This window comes from Pelorhabdus sp. sgz311002, assembly GCF_056134285.1.
In genome coordinates this window covers 154,885-172,646 of the sequence record NZ_JBWBCL010000007.1, presented here as the reverse complement: position 1 = coordinate 172,646, position 17,762 = coordinate 154,885, and the positions used below count along the sequence as shown (strand labels likewise).

The following is a 17,762-nucleotide window of genomic DNA, read 5'->3' as shown; positions in this document are numbered from 1 at the left end:
CTTACGCTTTCCCCCCTTCATTGATTTGTCCGTCTAAAAGCGGCTGGCCCTGCCAAGGCGGCGTAATAAAATTCCAGGTAGGCGAAGCAAACGCCATGCTCACATCGCGGGCAAAATTTACAGCACCGCGAAAACCAGCATAGGGACCGCTGTAATCATAGGAATGGAGCTGTTTGGCCGGAATTCCCATTTTTTGCACCACATATTTATCTTTGATACCAGAAGCGAAGATATCTGGCTTAAATAGTTTAATGAACTCTTCGGTTTCAAAGTGGTTCATATCATCCACCATAATTGTGCCGTCTTTCATATCAAAATGCATGCCATGATAAGTGCTTAACGGAATCTCGGCCTGCAATTTTTCCAGGCGTTCCGGTGAAACTTTCAGCCTAAAACGACCTTCATCAGCCGTTACATGCAGCTCAGGAATATTCTTACTGTCTGCGTCAGGCTTGATTGTCGGAATGACCTGGCGGCCTTCATAGTCGTCGCGATGAGCAAACTCATAGCCTGCCAACACTGTTTCGATTCCCAGTTCGGCAAAAAGTCCCTGATAATGATGGCCACGGGAGCCCCCGACAAAACAGAACGCCGTTTTCCCTTCACAGATCTTACGATATTGATTGAGCGGTCCTTCAATCTGACTTAACTCTTTGGCAATGACTTCTTCAGTTTTGCGGCTTAATTCTTCGTCTTCAAAGTACAAAGCCATATTCCGTAAAGTCTCAATGGTCGATTGAACACCGATAAAGTTTACTTTTAACCAAGGCGTACCGTATTTTGTCTCTAGCATCTCAGCAATGTAGTTAATGGATCGATGACATTGCACAAGATTCAGTTCGGCCGTATGAGCATCACGCAACTTTTCCCAAGCGCCGTCGCCAGTCATAACCGAAACGACTTCATAGCCGATCTCTTCTAGCACTCGCTCAATCTCCCAGCTATCGCCGCCAATATTGTACTCACCTAAAATATTAATGGGATACTTGCCAGCAGCTTTTTCCTTATCACTATTGCCAATGACCCGTTCCATCAGGTTATTGTTTGCTATATGATGACCTGCCGACTGGCTGACGCCTTTATAACCTTCACAACTAAAGGCAATGACCTGAATTCCATGGCGTTTTTCCGCCGCTTTTGCTACGGCGTTAATGTCATCGCCAATCAGACCAACAGGACAAGTAGCGGAAATCGTAACCGCTTTGGGATGAAAAATATCAACAACTTCATCAATCACGGCAGCTAGTTTTTTATCACCGCCAAAAACGATATCCTTTTCCTGCATATCCGTCGAAAAACAATAGTTAATGTAATTATCTAAGTCCTTTTCGTCACGAGCCTTATTGCGGCGGGTGCCCCAGGTATAATAGCTGCAACCGATCGGACCGTGAACAATATGGATCATATCTTTTAAGGGGCCGAGAACAACGCCTTTACAGCCGGCATAGGCACAGCCGCGGTTCGTAATGATGCCGGGAATCGTGCGCGTATTCGCTTCAATCTGCTGTTCAAGCTCGCCATTTTTGATGATAATATGCTTCTTACGATTTTTCTGCACTTTACTGGGATATTGATCAAGTATCTTCTCTAACTGTCTTTCCGTTATAGCCACGGCGAAGTTCCCTCCTTTGTGATCAAACCATTAATTACAGTGCCGCTTCGCCCGTTTCGCCGGTACGAATTCGAATACTGTCGCCAAGAGGCATTACAAAAATCTTGCCGTCGCCCACATTATTGTCAGTCTTATTGACGTCAATAATGGCTTGAACGATTTTCGGCACATCTTCGTCCTGGGCTACAATATTAAATAATCGTCTCGGAAAGAGACTCGTTCCGTTTAAAAAATTGTCAATCAGAGCAATCGATTCCTTATTATCTTCATCACTAACCATAGAAATTAAATCAGCTCTTCTCGCTGCAATCATCGTCGGGTCTGTGACCAGATTGCCACGGCCCAGCACCTTCACAGCTGTAAAGCCAGCAGCGCCGCTTTCAATAAGAGCCTGTTTCGTAGCACTTGTCTTGTTCATCCGTACAATCGCCACAATTTCCTTCATGCTGCCCCTCCTTACAAGCCAGTGTCAGAACTGGATATAGTGTAAGCCTCTTCCACAGGAGTAATAAAAATTTTACCATCGCCAAAAGCGCCTTTTTCGCCAGTTTTCGCTGTCCGCAAAATAACACTTACCATATCGGCCTTATCTTCATCGCGGATCGCCATCATAATCATAACCTTAGGAATCTCATCATAGACAATACTGCCGATTTTAATGCCTTTTTGCTTACCTCGGCCTACTACATCAATCACTGTAGCGGCATGAAATCCGGCTGTGGACAATTCATAGAGTACTTCATCTCGTTTTTCGGGACGTACAATGGCTCTAACTAATAACACGCTACCACTCCTTCATTGCTCATGATTTTTGAAGCTAGATGCATTTAGCCAAGAATGCCGTAAGACATCATTAATTCTTCAAGACGATCCTGCGTCATCGGCTTGGGAATAACAAACATATCATTATTGTCGATGGCATTGGCCAATTTTCGATATTCATAGGCCTGACCTTCTTCAGGATCATAGTCAATGACTGTTTTCTTATTAATTTCAGCTCGCTGTACCACATTGTCGCGCGGCACAAAATGAATGAGTTGTGATCCCAGCTCTGAGGCGAAGGCCTGCAAAAGATCAAGTTCCCGATCGACTTTACGGCTGTTACAGATAATGCCGCCTAACCGTACCTTGCCATTTACAGCATACTTTTGAATGCCTTTGGAAATATTGTTCGCTGCATAGAGAGCCATTAGCTCGCCGGAAGCAACAATATAAATTTCTTCGGCTTTGCCTTCTCGAATCGGCATGGCGAAACCGCCGCAAACAACGTCGCCAAGAACATCATAGAAAACGTAGTCAAGTTCGTCCGTATAAGCGCCCAGAGATTCGAGCAGATTGATGGAAGTGATAATCCCGCGTCCGGCACAGCCAACACCTGGTTCCGGCCCGCCTGATTCCACACACATGGTACCTTTGAAACCTGGTTTCAAAATGTCTTCTAAATCAATGTCGTCCCCTTCATCGCGCAGTGTATCAAGTACAGTTTTTTGGGCCAAACCGTTTAAAAGTAATCGAGTTGAGTCAGCCTTCGGATCACAGCCAACTACCATAATGTTCTTTCCGGCCTCAGCAAGAGCCGCCACCGTATTTTGTGTTGTCGTCGATTTGCCAATACCGCCCTTACCATAAATTGCTACTTGTCTCATGATCGAATGCCTCCTTATATTTCACCTTATATTTCACCTTATATTTCACCTTGAAATGAATCTTCGTAACCGTTATAATGAAAAATGGGTAAATCAAATAAACCTAGTGCTTCTGGGATTTAGGAGATTTTCCTTGGCTTCATGAGTACTGCGAATACTCGTGAAGCCTTCTTATTTCTCACCGATACAATCACCTCCTTTAGATAGAAAACCCTTGTACCTGAATCATAAAGGCGCCTACGAACTTTTGGTTCGTAAGCGCCTTTGCTTAGTCAGCAAGAGAATAAATTCTCTCTTAACAGGAAGAGGCTTATAAACGAAATTCGTTTATAAGCCTCTTTGCTTATGCTGATATATTCTATTGCGTTGATAATACCATATGTTTTTTCGAAGATCAATAGGAAAATCAAATTTCGCAATAATCAATCTTTACAACCAAATGAATAAACAAGCTAAAAATAGCGGAAAGACCACATCATGTACTTTGGGGATGAGCAAAAATACCATATTAAAGGAACAGTATTATCTTTTTAAGCATTTTTGCTATTCAACAGTATTTTTTCAGAATAAACATTTATTTCTTTTCTTCCGGCACAGCCCACACGAGACGCACGCTGCTTTTCTCTAGCTCCTCTTGTTTCAAGCGCACATTGAAATTATAAGCTTTGCCCATTTCATTCAAGAGGGAGCAACCAATCTTCAGCAAATTCTGCTCTGGCGACGCCAGTAGCTTCGGCCCGGTAATATCAAAAATAAGAATCGGAACTTCCACATTCTTGCGATCTGCCGTTACGGAAACCATGGCAAGCTGCGTATCCAAAACGCCTAGTAAAGTTAGAATAGAAGCAAGGAAAAATCGCAGCAATTCATGATAACCAACCACCTTTTCTGGCAACTCTGGCATATCGCCAGCTAAAAAAACTTCCTCGCCTTGTTTTAACAGCTCTGACCAAAAAAGGTCCTTAGGTTTCGCTTCACTACCGAGCGGCAACAAATCAATATAAGTCCCCAACAGTTTCTCCAGTAAATCACTATATTCAGCAAATAGCGCTCTCCCTTCGGGACCAGTTTCCTTGCCGCTACTAAATTTCTTCAAAAAAGAAAAAATCCAAGTATTAATCTGTTTCAGTTGGTTTAGATCACGGCGTTCTTTCGCAAGAGTCTGTTCCATTGTCCGGAACATATTCTGATAGGCCGTATTCTTCTGCACCAGACCCTCTTTGAGCCGTTCGCGTTCTGCTTCAAGGTTATAATGTTCAATGGCCTGACGGACGGTGACGAGCAGTTCGTCCTCCATACTCCAGGGCTTGGGAATGAATTGAAAAATATCGCCGTGATTCACTGTAGCAAGAACCTGTGACAGCTGTGTATAGCCAGAGAGAACAATGCGAACTGTTTTCGGATATTTTTCCCGGACTGTTTTCAATAAAGAAAGACCGTCCATTTCTGGCATGCGCATATCTGTTACAATAACACTAACGGCTTGTTCTTCCATCAAACGCAAGGCCTCTTTCCCACTATTGGCAAAGAGACTTTTAAAAGGCTCATCTTCTGTCGCTCGGCGAATGGAATTTAAAATTTGCTGCTCATCATCCACAAATAGAACACTATTTCTCGTCTTTACTTCACTCATTCTATCACCAGCTCTCGCGAATTTATCGATCACCAAGACATCATTGTCAAAATTCGCTATTTTTTTCGTTATTTCCTTTCTGATAAGAAAAAAAACATAAAAATCGTTCAGCACTTTATCAGATTATTTGTTAATTTCAAAATTCCATTGACAATCGCAAATAATCAGCTAAAATATAGTTTATGTACACATATTTTGTAGACAAAAAAATAATGAAATGACTGTGGAGGTGAAGAATAGCATGGTTGATATTTTTGATAGTCTCTGCGTCTTATTGGCCAAAGCAGAACAAAAGCACTTTGCCTACACAAAAAAAGCTTTGGAAACAGAGAATCTAGAAATCTCCCCCGGCCAGCTTGTCGTCTTATATGTATTGTATAAGAAAGATAATATTTCCATATCAGAACTTAGCAAAAATGTCTTGTTAGATAATTCGACTTTGACAGGTCTTATCGACCGCTTAGAACGCCTCGGCCTTGTCATGCGGATGGCAACTCCTAATGACCGCCGTTCCTTTCAAATCATCCTAACAGAAAAAGCCCTTGAACGCAAAGCCGATCTGACAGCACTCATGAAGCGAGTCGAAAAGCAAATGCTTACAGGTGTCAGCACTGAAGAAATTGCCACATTTCGCAAAACATTGCACGCCATTTTTACAAATTTATCCTTATAATCTTTCGCGTGCTAAAAAAACTGCCTTACAGCAAAAGGACCTTTCCCCTTTGCCGCAAGGCAGTTTTTTTATACATTTTATAGATTCGTTGTGGGGAACTGCAGCTTGCGCCACAAAGTACTTTTGCCAATCGCTAAAATTTCAGCAACTTTTTCCTGATTCTCGTCGTGTTGCTGCAACAAATACTCAATAATTTCTTTTTCCACCGCAGCTACGGTCTGTTTCAACGGCGCCTGCGCCTTCACTTGCACAGTAAGCCGGGTTTCAGTTGCCGCCTTAGGCATAGGCCCCATGACCGTATGGAAAAACCGTTCGCGTTTTTTTTCTGACAGCACAGGCTCTTGCAGCAACAAGGCTAATCGTTCCGCCACGTTGCGCAGTTCCCGTATATTTCCGGGCCAATCATAGGCTAAAAGTAGCTCCATTACTGAAGCGGGCAACGTCGCTGCCAGCTCTTTGCCGACAAATTCTTGTAGAAAAAACTTTGTCATCAACATAATATCGCCTTTACGCTGCCGAAGCGGTGGCAGTGTTACGTTAAATACACTAAGCCGATAATAAAGATCTTCGCGAAACTCGCCTTGTTTTACTTTGCTTGTTAAATTTCGATTTGTCGCACTAAGTATTCGAATGTCTACAGGAAGAATCTTATCCCCACCAACGCGCATAATCTCTTTTTCCTGCAGTACTCTAAGCAACCGCGCTTGCAGTGATGGCGGGATCTCGCCAATTTCATCAAGAAAAATCGTACCATGGTGAGCTAATTCAAAGAGTCCTTGTTTACCTTCTTTTTTCGCACCAGAAAAAGCGCCGCCTTCATACCCAAAGAGCTCGCTTTCTAAGAGCGGTTCAGGAATCGCCGCACAATTGACAGCCACAAAGGGGCCTTGCTGGCGCTTGCTGGCATTATGGATACTCTGGGCAAATAATTCCTTGCCTGTACCGGACTCCCCTTCTAGGAGAATTGCCGACTCAGTCGCAGCAAATAAAGCAGCTAATTCTTTTAACTCCGTCATCGCCATATCTTCTGTTAAGATATCGTCAAAGTGATATTTAGCAATAAAACCTTTGTCATAGATCTGCTTGCGAATTTGTCGCTCCAACTGCTGTATTTTCGTGACATCTTCAAAGGTGCTCACTACGCCAATGGGCTTTTCATCTAAAAATAGAGGAATGCGGCTTGTTGTAATAATTCCACCGTGAATTTCTTGAAAGGAACCGATTTCAGCTTGGCCTGTGGCAAAAACCTTATGCATCCGCGTATTGGGAATCGTTGGTTCTACAGCCTGTCCCAACACGTCCTTCTCTGGTAAACGAAAAATCCGTTCCGCCGCCGAATTATAAACAATCACTTTATTTTGTTCATCTGTTACAATAATTCCCTCGTTAATAGAATCCAAAATGGCTTCAAACCGAGTGGAACGCCGCCGTTCATTGCGACGCACCGTAACAACATGAACCGCTTCCAACATAGAGCGATATACGGCATCTTCACCACATTCAATCAATCGACCAGCTAGACCATATTTTTTGGCCAGCGCTACAGCCACAACGCCGCCAATCACCACTTCTACCCCGCGCGCTGCCGCCTCTTGCAAACCAATTTCAATTTCCCCCTCTGATTCAAAGGTATATTCGTGCAAGGTAAGGTCAAACATTTTCTCAATCGCACTGATGTCAAACAGAGGCTGCTTAAAATTAAAAAAAGCCATAGGACGGCGCCTATTCTCCACTTGATGAATCGATTTAATCAGATCAAATGGGGTGATGGGTATGGATATCACCGGAATATCAACAACTTGACGAATATATTCAGCCGTACCGCCCCGACTGAGAATCGCGTCAACTTCGCCTTGTAAGCCCGCTGCCAAACGCGCCGCTTCATCAAGAGCAGCAAAAGCCACATGGTAGTCAATTTCCTCCTGTTTCGCTAGTGTGGTAAATACCTTCGCCATTTCCGGATAAGTGGAAATAAGCGCCAGTTTGACTGCTTCTTTGGCCTGTTCTTTCATACTTGACCAGCCTCTTTCTTAGACAAGGCACTGTAGAAATAGTAAATACAGCCTAATAAAACGAGCGACGCTGCCAAAAATAACGCTACATAACCAAAATGTTCCGCCACGCCGCCTAAAACAGCGGTTGAGAGTGCATTGGCAATATCACCGGCGGCTGTCATAATTCCCAAAGCAGTACCGCGATTGGCTCCGTCAGTGCCTTTCACTAGAATCAAAACTAGCGTAGGAAAAACAATGCCGAAACCGAGACCAAATAAGATGCCTGCGGCTAACAGCGTTAAGGGGGAAAGCTTGATCACAAGCAGCACTAAACCAAGTAACATGAGTAACGCCGAATATTCAGCCGCTTTCTTCACACCGAAAAGTTCATCGACCTTCTGCACAAATAGACGGGATAAGATAACAAATACCGCAAAGGCAATATAAAAGAGCGAGTAAAAAGAGATTCCCTCGGCCAGCGAAGCCAAAGGAATAAAAGTAAATAAAGCCCCAAAGGAGAAACTCGCGCCAAACTGTCCGGCCGTAACCGCTAGAACTACTTTATCCTTCAGCACTGTCGTAAAGGAGCTGCGTTTGCTGCCGCCGCCTCTAACAAGCGCTGGCGCCTGACGAAATTTCATAACCGCAAAAGCACCCGCAACAAGTATGGCGCTAAGAACAATAAGCAGTGTAAAACCAAAACGCTCAAAGGCAATTTGAGCAAAACTCATACTAATGCCAAGACCGACCATCGTCGTAAGAGTATACATGGCAATTGCACTGGCATTCAAATCACCCGTCCCAATACTGCTGGCAAAGGTGACGGCTCCCGTATTATAAAAAGCCAAAGCTAAGCCAAAAAGCGATCTAAGCGCTACAAAAGTCCAAAAACCAGCTGCTCCTAAGTAGCCCACAACTGATAGAAACAGCAGAATTTGACCAAATAGAATGATGGGACGGCTACCGCGTGTATCCACCTGAATACCGACCCAGGGGCGAACTAACAAAGAACTCGCTGCCGTCGCCCCCATGATTAAACCAATCTGAGTCTCGCTAAAGCCTTGGTTATGCAAAAAAACCGGCAGAACAGGAATGAGTAAATTCATGCCAAGAGTCGTATTCAAGTGACACAGTGCAATATTTTGAAACTGTCTTAGTTTAAATAAAGAAGAAAAATTTGCCATAAAAGCCTCTTTTCTCAGGTCTTATTGCCCCGAAATTCCTTGCTCTGCTGTTGGCAGTTTCATTGTGTTGCCATGCTTAATTCGCCACCAGGCCACAGATCGAAGCCGCTCAAAAGCTGCTTCAATTTGCTCCTGATCCAAATCACCGGCAGGATCGGCCCCAAAAACGGCTTCTTGCTCTTTTGACGCCTCTTTCCCAATGGCTTTACTCGTAATCCAAAAACCATAATTAATTCCCAGACGACTGCCCCGTGTTAAGCTATCACCTAACGAGTAGTAAGTGAACCCCTGCGGCGCAATCAATTCAAGTAACGTGGGCGTTACATTAATATGACTTCCCGCCGCATCAACTGGCAGGCTTTGCTTCGTAATTCCCTTGCCATAAACAATCAGCGGAATCCCATAGCGTTTATATAGACCGGGATTGGCCTCAATATTAAGACGGTCGGCGTGATCGCCCACTATCATAAATACGCTGTCAGGATACTGTTCTTCCGTACGTTTAATAAAAGCCGCCAATTCCTTATCGGCGTACCAGAAATGACCTAACTGCTTAATCAGATTTACATCATTTTTCTTATCGTCTGGTAAAGCGGCCCTCACCGTTTCACTGTCAAAACCAGCTGCTGGTAAATCCACTGTAAAGGGGGCATGATTCGATACCGTCAAAATCACATCAAAAGTAGGTTGTTCCGCCGTAAGACTTGCTGACACGCCTTGAAAGAGATAGGCATCATCAGAGCCCCATACATTTCCTGAAGCGCTGGGATAATCGCCGGAGCCGTAAAAACGATCAAAGCCTTGGGCCAACGTAAAATCTTTAATTTTTTCCCAAGAACTCGGACCAGCATACCAAAACTCCGCCTTGTAGCCAAGACGCTTCATTTGCGGTGCAATCGCTGTGGAAAAAGGTCCCCCATAAGCTTCTGGCAAACAATTCAAATAGAGATTCACGTCAGGAAAACCTGTCAATACACCCATGACACCGGAAATCGTGCTCATACCATTGGGCAGAAAGGTTGGCACATAAGCAGAATTCTGTTTTTGAATCAAATTTTTCACGCCATCAGCAATATGCAAATCTTTATATTCCGGCAACAGTGGCCAGTTGGCATAACTTTCGCCGATAATTAAAAAAACATGCTTAGGCTTGGGATGAGCTGCACCCTGGGCCGTTTTCTGCAAATAGTCATCCAGTTTGTCTGATTGAAGCGACCGACCAGCTAGGGCTTGACTATAAAGCTGTAGCTTCGTAGAATCAATGGCTAGTCCTGTAGAGCTATTAACGCGCTCATTTAATTCATAGGCGCGATAAAGCGCTTGCACATCATCTAAGATTGCTTCATTCAGCAGTTGGTCTTTCGTCACACCAGAGTTTTCCCAATCAATATTTTGGGCGTAGGTTAGCGTTCCGCCAAAACGCATAAAGAGACAGAAAAAGTAAAAGGCAACTAAAAATCCGGCCCGTAGTAATGCCGTATAATACCACCGCGAAAAGCTCGGCAAAAATACGATTCTTACTGATAGCCAACGAACGAGTAGTCTCTGAAGCAGAAAAGCAGTCACTGCCACCAACGAAAGACGCAGTGGCAGATTATATTGTTCTAATAAGGTGTGCCCCAAGGCCGAAACATCATCTTGAAAAGTATTAAACAAAAGTTGGTTAAAACTCATATGAAACTGTTCATAATAGGGAATCCGCGCATAAAAAAGCAAAGTCAGCAAAAACAAATAACCTCCGCCAACGATCAATCGAAGTTTGTCAACCCAGTGCGGCTTAAGGCCACGGCAAATCAGACAGAAACTAAAACAAAAAAGCCCCATGAGTCCGGCGCTTTTTAAGCTAATACGCAAGCCATAGTAAAGAGCGGCAAATACATCAGATAAAGTTGTCATATCAGCCAAATAATGATGCATATAGACAATAAAAGCAATGCGAAAACATGAAATCACCGCGATCAGAAAGAAGACTAGCTTCAAATCCTGCTGCAGCTCCCGATAAATTTTTTCCCAAATCATCACGTAATTAAAAGCCTTCTTCCTCTAAATAGTTCTCGCATGCAAAAAATGCGATCAGTCAAAAAACCTAAAGTTTTGCTGCCTAAGCCAAACTTTAGGTTTTTTCTCCTTAATCATAGCAAATTCCTTGTCCTTAGAGCAAGAAGGCAAAGAAAATATTTTATACTGTAATCATTGATTTATACCTGGAATTTTTCTGTAATGTTTCGTAAATCCACGGCAAGCTGAGCCAAAGACTGACTAGCCCCAGAAATTTCGCTTATTGACGCGGCTTGTTCTTCCGTAGCAGCTGATACAGTTTCCGTTTCTGACGCCGCTTTCTTGCTAAGATTATCAATCTCCTTAACAGAACCAACAATTTGGTTGCTATTTTGCGCCAATTGATCAATCACACGGGAAATTCCCGCTACTTGTTCAGATACTGCTGTGACACTAGCCACAATCTCAGTAAAGGCGACCCCAGCCTTTTGAACGACTGCTGCCCCATGCTTAACCTCTTTCGTACCTTGATCCATCGATAAAACCGCTTTTTCCGTATCGCCCTGAATTTCTTGGATTAAGGCTGAAATTTGCTTGGCTGCTTCTTCCGATTGTTCTGCTAGCTTGCGCACTTCATCAGCGACAACGGCAAAGCCCCGCCCCTGTTCACCGGCGCGAGCCGCTTCAATGGCGGCATTTAAAGCCAACAGATTGGTTTGTCCGGCAATATTAGCAATGACTTCAACAATTTGCCCAATCTCTTTCGAGCGTTCGCCTAATTGAGCTACTACAAGGGCCGAGCCATTGACAGAGCTCTCTACATGGGACATTTGCGCTACCGCTTCCTCGATCGTTCCTGCCCCGCCTTGAGCAGTATCAGCCGCTTGCAATGACTGCTGGGCAACTCGATTCGTATTGCCAGAAGCCTCCTTAATGCGATCAGACATGGACTCAATAATGTCTGTTGCCGCTCCGGCCGCTGAAAGCTGTTGGGCCATCCCTTGGGCGACATCAGTAATGGAGTTAGCCACGACCTGCGAGGCCTGCGACGACTGATCGGCACTAGCAGTCAATTCTTCTGCTGACGCCGCCAGATGTTCCGCCGAAGAACCCACTTGGCGCATCAATCGATTTAAACTAGAGCGCATCAAGACAAGCGCATCTGCTAGCTTACCAACCTCATCAGAACGCAGTACCCGACGAGGTTTTTCTCTAAAATCGCCATTGGCAAGGTCTTGACAAGCTCTTACCATCAAAGATAAAGGAACGGTAATATTGCGAGTAATATAAAACCCACTACCTAACAGCAATAATCCGGCTACAACCATAACGCCTACAGCAACTAGAACCGAATGGGTTAAAGCCGCTTTATTATCTTCATCCATCTTATTAGATAAAGTGGAATAATACGCTGACAATTGATTTAAGTTAGAAAAATACTCTTGAGCCTGAGGATATACTTCTTGGACATACACAGCGTAGGCTTCCGTATTTTTATTGGCCCTAGCCAAAACAAGCGCTTTTTCACGTATATCACGGTACTTTTGCCGTGAGGTCTGCACCTTCGCCATTAAGGCTTTTCCTTCTGGCTCAACTAAGGATTTTTCAACAATCTCTAGATTCTTGCCAATCTGAGCCGATCTTTCAGTCATGTCTTTTTTGATCTCTTGATTGCGTTTCTCGTCAGTCGTCACCATAAGCTCTAGCGTTGATGCATTAGACAGCGCCACCATCGAAAAAGTCTGATTCACCAACTCAACTGGCTTTAATCGATCGCGATACATAATTCCTACATCCGAACTAGATCGCTGTAAAAAATAATAGCCTGTATAAGTCACTACAAAGAGTGAAATAAGACCAATACAAATAAGAATACTTAACTTCAAGCTCACTGGCAGGTTATTCACAAATTTCATCGCAGATCCTCCTTATTCGTAAAGCGCCTTTTCCTGTAAAAGTTCTGCATTTTCAAAAATATCCCTGCCATAATAATTCTTTGTTCGTCATTTTTTTCTTACACTTGCCCTGATTTCTTGCTGCAATAAAGCAATAACATTCTGCCAATTGCCCGATTGCTGCTGCCGAAATAGCTTCATTGAGGGGTACCACGGACTATCGGTGCGCTGATACTGCCAGCGCCAATCAGGATCATAAGGGATACATACCCACGTCTTTTTTCCTAATGCTCCGGCTAAATGGGCTACTGCCGAATCAACCGTCACAACGAGATCTAATTGGCTAATTAACGCTGCAGTTTGCGAAAAATCCGTTAGTTCTTCGGTAAAGTCAAGAAAAGCAGGTAAAGTGGCGCCTTCGTTGCTGCGCGAACCAACCTGGAGACTAATCCATTCTGTATTTTTCATGAGCAACAACGGTCGAAATAATTCGGCCGCAATAGACCGATTGCGATCATTATGATGCTGGGGATTCCCCGCCCAAACAAAACCAATGCGCATTTGTTCAGGCCGCCCTTCGGCGGCAAGGCGCAAGCGCCACTTTTCTTGCAGATCCGTAGAAACGGCAAGATACGGAACAGCCCGGGGAATTGTCGCTTCATCTATTTTCAACACAGCTGGCAAGCTAGGCAAGGGACAGCAAAAATCAAAACGCTGTTGCGTTACGGAGCTACTATAGTAAAGCGGGATTGATTCATCTAGCAGTTGAATACCTCGCATAGCTTCTGGCAGCCACAGCGAAATTTCAGCAGCTTGAGCAGCAAGGAGCGGCGCAAATCGCAAAAATTGAAAAGTGTCGCCAAAGCCTTGCTCATAGAAGAGCAGCACTCGCTTGCCGCGAAGCGCCTCACCTTGCCACAAGGGCAGAGGCGGTCTGCGGCCTGAATGCTGCATACGAAAAGACTCATACAAAGGCCACGCCACTTGAAATCGCCCCTGCAATAAATAAATAAGCGACAAAGCAAACTGAGCTTCCTTATAAGCAGGATCAATGGTTACAGCCTTGATAAGATATTGTTCTGCTTCAGCGACTCGTTGCTGCTCCCGTAGTAAGTTAGCCAAATTATAATAAGCCTCAACATATGTTTCATCAAGCGAAATGGCTTGGCAAAAAGCCGCTTCTGCCGCATTGCTACAGCCGATTTCCCAATAATAGAGACCCCAGTTATTATAAAAAGCAGAACTTTCTTCACCGCACTGCAAAGCTCGTATAAAGCAGTCGCGGGCAGCCGTCAAATCGCCTTTTTCCATAAAAACTAATGCCAAATTATGATGAGCTTTGCCGTCCGCTCTATTAAGCTCAATGGCCTGACGCAACATGACTTCAGCTTCCCAGATCTTTCCTTGCTGCAATAAAAGAAGCGCCATATTATTATAGGCTTGACCATATGATCGATCTAACGAAACAGCTTGGCAATAATTATAGATTGCCCCTTCGATATCGCCCTGCTTTGTTAAAGCTAGGGCCCGTAAAAAATAAGATTGCGGCAAATAAAACTCATCCTTTCCCCATTACAGTGTCAAACTTCATGAACTTCCGCCAACTTCGCTTTCGCTTTTGGCCATAAGAATCCGCTCAATAAAATTAAGGCGCTTACCAACAGCCCCACAAACAACGGCGGGAAAGGCAGACTTAAATAAACTTCGCTATAGACGGCAACAGCTGTACTAAAGAGAATCGAACCTTGAACCCAGCCCGACATCATAGGGCGCTGATAAAACACCGCCAATGTCAAGGGAATAAATACGCCGCCGCCGCGCAGTGCCATAGACATAAAGTTCCAGTCAAGTACAAGCGAATTTAGATTCGTCAACGCAATGGCCATAGACACCCCAGTCACCACCACAACGGTACAACGATTGAGCCATAAGAGTCGAGAGCTGTTAGTGATCTGAAATAGGTCTGCAGCAATGTCGCGCGCAATCATTGTGCCGATTCCCAGAACAAGACCAGCAATCGAACCCACTACCGATAACAACAGTCCAGCCAAACCAATACCACCAATCCAACTAGGCAGATAGGTCGTTAAATACATGGGCAGAGCTAGGATTGGTAAAATATCGGGATGATAGACATGCATAAACATGCCAACGGCAACAGAAGGAAGCCCCACTGGAATAATAATCGCCGCAGCCGTACAGGTGCCGATGAGAGCAGTCTTGACATTGGTAGCGGCATATACCGCCTGAATATAGGTCTGCGTGCAGACAATGCCGACAATCAAAGAAAACAAATTTTCCAACCCATGGCTAAGACCTTCGCCAAATAAATTAAACCAAGGATCAGCAGGAAAAAGAACGGCACAGTCTGACCGCTGTGAAAGAATATAAACAGCCGCCCCACCGGCGGCAAAAAGACTGAGCCATATAATAAGCAGCTTTAACAGACCAGCTACCCCAGCCCCTTTTAATCCGCCAAAAAATACATAGGCTACAACAAGTATAACAATGAGACCTGCTGCCTGCCAGGGGGGGATAGAGAGCAAGCCCGCAAGAAGTGAAATTCCCGAAAGACTGCTGGCAACTACGCTCAGTAGAATTCCCAAAGAAGAAATTAAACTAGTAATCGGTCCAGCCGTTCGGCCATAGTGAACCACAAGATATTGAGAAATTGTCTCTAAACCGCTTTGGCGCAACGCCCGCGCGTAAAAAAGTCCTAGTAAAAGCAAGCCGATTCCAGAGCCTAACGTAAACCACCAAGCTGATAAACCATGTAAAAAAGCCAGTTGCGCTGTTCCAATGGTCGACGCACCGCCAACAGCCGTTCCAGCAATCGTTCCGGCAATCATAGCGCTCCCAGCGGAACGACCGCCTAAACTAAAGCCTTCAGCTGAGCGAACTTGCCTGGCACTATAAATTCCCCAGCCAATCACTGCCGCCACGGTTCCTAACAGAATGATTCCCTGACTAAAACTAAGTTCCATCAGTCTCCACCTCTCCTAGTAAAAATCCTGCTACGATTCAGCCAAAGCCTTTGACAGGATTTCACAGATTCGGTATGATTATAGCAAAAAGTTTACTATATGAATAATATTCATTTCGTCTGTCTTCTATTCGAAAATCGACTATAAAGGAGTTTTTCTATGGAACTGCGTCAATTGAAATATTTCCTAGCAGTCGCCGAAGAGGGGCAAATCACCAAAGCGGCAAAGCGGCTTCATGTAACTCAGCCGCCCTTAAGCCAGCAGCTTATCGCTCTGGAAAAGGAGCTAGGTATAGCGCTTTTAGAACGAGGCAGCCGCCAAGTTCATTTAACCGAGGCTGGACAAATCTTAAAAAAGCGAGCGGGCCAAATGTTAGAACTCCTGGCAGCAACGCGCCGAGAAATTTCCGAAACAGCCAAAGGAATCAGTGGCAATCTCGCCATTGGCGCCATATCTTCTATCGGCAATTCCCTGCTGCCCCGCTATCTAGAAACGTTTCATCAATCGTACCCGAATATCTCCTTTCATCTTTGCCAAGGAGAAACGAGCAAACTGCTTGAGTTATTAGAAAACAACCTTATTGAAATCGGGATCGTCCGGTTTCCCGTAGACCCAAATCGTTACCATGCTCTCCCGCTGCCAACGGAGCCCATGTGTCTCGCCTGTAAAAAAAGCGAAACGCCGCAAACTGAAACAGATTTGCTTACTTTATGGCAAGGTCCCCTGCTGCTCCACCAACGCCATCGGGAAATCGTCGTCGAATACTGCCGCCATCTTGGCTTCGAGCCGCATCTGCTCTGTACCAGCGACGACATTACACCATTACTGTTACTAGCGGCACAAGGCATCGGCTCTGCAATCGTCCCGCTTGCCGCCAAAGATTTATTTGACAACCTAGCTTTATCCTTTTATGCGCTGCATGAAAAAAGTTTAGCTACAACCAGCGCTGTTATTTGGAAAAAAGGTCATCCCTTATCCCAGGCGGCCGATCATTTTATTGCCCTGTTTCAGCAGGATTTAAGGAAAAACAGCGAAATAGACCTCTCAGAAGACCCCTAAAGGAAGGTATTACTATGAAAAAAACATTGTTACTTTTTTTAATTGGTTCACTCGGCGGCATTCTTTTTTATTCGCTGCATCTGCCGCTTCCCTGGACGCTCGGTCCGCTTCTTACGGTTTTGTTTTGGAAACTTTGGCGCAAAGAGAAACTACTCTGGCCAAAAAAACTACGCGATGGCGGTATGATCATCTTAGGCTATGCGCTCGGCAGTCCCTTTACGATCGAAGTGGGCCATAAAATTTTAGGACAACTTCCCGGCATGGTTGGCGCAACCTTTGTAACCTTGGCAGTCAGCTTGCTGTTCGGCTGGCTTACCTGCCATAAAACTGGTGTGGGCCTTATAAACGGTCTGTTGGGCAGCGTACCTGGCGGCTTAGCCCAAATGGTTGCAATTTGTGAAGAAGTGGAAGGCGCCGATGTGGCTGTCGTAACCTTGATGCAAACCCTCCGTTTGCTAACAAGCGTATTTACGGTCCCCTTTATCGCCATTTACGGTCTCGCCGATCAAGCCCATCAAGCCTCTCTAGCTCTTCCTGATTTTGTTCACTATCAGCCTGACAGCGTGTTGCTCTTTGCTAGTGCAATTCTTACCTCTATCTATATCGCCAGCAAACTTCATATGCCAACGCCTTATCTCTTAGGCCCAATGCTCACGACCATTGCCCTTATATTAGGCGATTTTGAAGCGCCCTATCTGCCACGCCCTTTACTAGCGCTTGCCCAAATCACCATAGGAATCCGTATCGGCGCTGATGTCGAACTGGCAGGCCTAGCAAACTGGCGGAAAATTTCATTCTTTACTTTTCTGAGCGTTCTTGCCGTAATTACAACATCAGCCTTTGTTGATTATGGGATATCTCAAATATATCTAGTTCCTTTTTTAACAGCCTTTATTGGGACAGCACCAGGCGGCATGGCTGAAATGGGTATTACTGCCTTATCAGTCGATGCTGATATTTCAATCGTTATTGCTTATCAATTATTTCGTCTATTATCGATTTTATTGTTACTCATTCCCGGACTTAAATGGTGGCTGTCGCGTCAGAGCAACCGCCAAACCCAAACGGAATTCACCTGACTTTG

At 44.7% G+C, this 17,762-nt stretch carries 14 protein-coding genes; 3 read left to right on the top strand and 11 right to left on the bottom strand.

Annotated features, from left to right (window positions below):
• Window position 1 precedes the first annotated feature (1 nt).
• The 5 genes from nifD to AC0NJP_RS12155 all read right to left on the bottom strand — a co-directional run bounded on the left by nifD (window position 2) and on the right by AC0NJP_RS12155 (window position 4,891).
• On the bottom strand, window positions 2-1,612 hold the full coding sequence (gene nifD, locus AC0NJP_RS12175; RefSeq protein ID WP_474038777.1) for a nitrogenase molybdenum-iron protein alpha chain: 1,611 nt from the start codon (window positions 1,610-1,612) through the stop codon (window positions 2-4).
• A 34-nt stretch (window positions 1,613-1,646) separates the two neighbouring features.
• Window positions 1,647-2,057 carry a P-II family nitrogen regulator gene (locus AC0NJP_RS12170; protein ID WP_474038778.1) on the bottom strand — a complete coding sequence of 137 codons (411 nt, stop codon included), beginning with the start codon at window positions 2,055-2,057 and terminating at the stop codon, window positions 1,647-1,649.
• An 11-nt stretch (window positions 2,058-2,068) separates the two neighbouring features.
• Window positions 2,069-2,395: a P-II family nitrogen regulator gene (locus tag AC0NJP_RS12165; RefSeq protein ID WP_474038779.1), complete on the bottom strand. Its 327-nt coding sequence runs from the start codon at window positions 2,393-2,395 to the stop codon at window positions 2,069-2,071.
• A gap of 44 nt (window positions 2,396-2,439) precedes the next feature.
• Window positions 2,440-3,258: a nitrogenase iron protein gene (gene nifH / locus AC0NJP_RS12160; protein WP_474038780.1), complete on the bottom strand. Its 819-nt coding sequence runs from the start codon at window positions 3,256-3,258 to the stop codon at window positions 2,440-2,442.
• A gap of 574 nt (window positions 3,259-3,832) precedes the next feature.
• Entirely contained in the window at window positions 3,833-4,891 is a 1,059-nt protein-coding gene (locus AC0NJP_RS12155) for a response regulator (protein WP_474699965.1), read from the bottom strand.
• Window positions 4,892-5,132: 241 nt separating this feature from the next.
• Between AC0NJP_RS12155 and AC0NJP_RS12150 the strand changes: the two genes are divergently transcribed.
• Window positions 5,133-5,564, top strand: a complete 432-nt coding sequence (locus tag AC0NJP_RS12150) for a MarR family winged helix-turn-helix transcriptional regulator (RefSeq protein WP_474038782.1) — start codon at window positions 5,133-5,135, stop codon at window positions 5,562-5,564.
• 77 nt (window positions 5,565-5,641) lie between these two features.
• Here AC0NJP_RS12150 and AC0NJP_RS12145 read toward each other — a convergent pair whose 3' ends face one another.
• The 6 genes from AC0NJP_RS12145 to AC0NJP_RS12120 all read right to left on the bottom strand — a co-directional run bounded on the left by AC0NJP_RS12145 (window position 5,642) and on the right by AC0NJP_RS12120 (window position 15,619).
• Window positions 5,642-7,576, bottom strand: coding sequence for a sigma 54-interacting transcriptional regulator (locus AC0NJP_RS12145; protein ID WP_474699964.1), 1,935 nt, complete (start codon window positions 7,574-7,576; stop codon window positions 5,642-5,644).
• Window positions 7,573-8,742 carry an MFS transporter gene (locus AC0NJP_RS12140; protein ID WP_474699963.1) on the bottom strand — a complete coding sequence of 390 codons (1,170 nt, stop codon included), beginning with the start codon at window positions 8,740-8,742 and terminating at the stop codon, window positions 7,573-7,575. Before AC0NJP_RS12140 ends, AC0NJP_RS12145 begins: the two co-directional genes overlap by 4 nt.
• A 21-nt stretch (window positions 8,743-8,763) precedes the next feature.
• Complete coding sequence (locus tag AC0NJP_RS12135) at window positions 8,764-10,761, bottom strand: LTA synthase family protein (RefSeq protein WP_474039294.1); 1,998 nt, start codon at window positions 10,759-10,761, stop codon at window positions 8,764-8,766.
• Between the two features lie 179 nt (window positions 10,762-10,940).
• Window positions 10,941-12,656: a methyl-accepting chemotaxis protein gene (locus AC0NJP_RS12130; protein WP_474699962.1), complete on the bottom strand. Its 1,716-nt coding sequence runs from the start codon at window positions 12,654-12,656 to the stop codon at window positions 10,941-10,943.
• Between the two features lie 87 nt (window positions 12,657-12,743).
• Window positions 12,744-14,186, bottom strand: coding sequence for a tetratricopeptide repeat protein (locus AC0NJP_RS12125; protein WP_474699961.1), 1,443 nt, complete (start codon window positions 14,184-14,186; stop codon window positions 12,744-12,746).
• A gap of 29 nt (window positions 14,187-14,215) precedes the next feature.
• On the bottom strand, window positions 14,216-15,619 hold the full coding sequence (locus AC0NJP_RS12120) for a sodium:solute symporter family protein (protein WP_474699960.1): 1,404 nt from the start codon (window positions 15,617-15,619) through the stop codon (window positions 14,216-14,218).
• A 159-nt stretch (window positions 15,620-15,778) separates the two neighbouring features.
• Here AC0NJP_RS12120 and AC0NJP_RS12115 point away from each other — a divergent pair, with 159 nt between their 5' ends.
• The gene (locus AC0NJP_RS12115; protein WP_474699959.1) at window positions 15,779-16,678 is read left to right on the top strand and encodes a LysR family transcriptional regulator; all 900 of its coding nucleotides are present in this window, start codon (window positions 15,779-15,781) and stop codon (window positions 16,676-16,678) included.
• A 14-nt stretch (window positions 16,679-16,692) separates the two neighbouring features.
• On the top strand, window positions 16,693-17,757 hold the full coding sequence (locus tag AC0NJP_RS12110; protein WP_474699958.1) for an AbrB family transcriptional regulator: 1,065 nt from the start codon (window positions 16,693-16,695) through the stop codon (window positions 17,755-17,757).
• The last annotated feature ends 5 nt before the right edge of the window (window positions 17,758-17,762 follow it).